Origin of the sequence: Mycobacterium sp. 852002-30065_SCH5024008, from assembly GCF_001665645.1 — a bacterium.
In the GTDB taxonomy this organism is placed as follows: domain Bacteria; phylum Actinomycetota; class Actinomycetes; order Mycobacteriales; family Mycobacteriaceae; genus Mycobacterium; species Mycobacterium paraffinicum.
This window is the reverse complement of sequence record NZ_LZSZ01000146.1, coordinates 1-591: the sequence shown is the minus strand read 5'-3', so window position 1 is coordinate 591 and position 591 is coordinate 1. Positions and strand designations below refer to the sequence as shown.

Below are 591 nucleotides of genomic sequence, written 5' to 3'. Positions count from 1 at the left end.
TTGACCGCCGCGATCAGCCGCATCGCCGACAACGAATCCCCACCCAACTCGAAGAACGAGTCGTCGACCCCGACGCGGTCCACACCCAACACTTGGGCATAAATGCCGGCCAGCACCTCCTCGAGAAGACTGCCCGGTGCGCGGTATCGAACGCCGGTGTAGTCGGGGGCGGGCAGGGCGCGGGTGTCGAGTTTGCCGTTGACCGTCAGGGGTAGCGTCTCGAGCACCACGATCGCGGCCGGCACCATATAGCCCGGCAGCCGATCCGCTAACTGCGTGCGGATGGCGTCCGGATCCACTGTCCCCGAACCCGATTCGGTGACATAGCCGACCAGCCGCTTATCCCCGGAGTGGTCCTCGCGGGCGATCACCACCGCCTGGTCCACCCCGTCCAAGCTGGCTAGTGTGGTTTGGATTTCACCGAGTTCGATGCGATACCCGCGGATCTTGACCTGCTCATCAGCACGCCCCACATAGCGCAACTGCCCATCAACACCCCACGACACCAAATCCCCGGTCCGATACATCCGCGCCCCCGACGCCCCGGCGAACGTGTCTCTTATACACATCTGACGCTGCCGACGATCGCAT

Annotated in this window: 1 protein-coding gene; it reads right to left on the bottom strand. The window is 64.1% G+C overall.

Annotated elements, in window-relative coordinates:
- Positions 1-591 (bottom strand): phosphopantetheine-binding protein (locus tag A5781_RS18370; protein ID WP_156624791.1); only part of this gene is annotated, 591 nt, incomplete at both ends.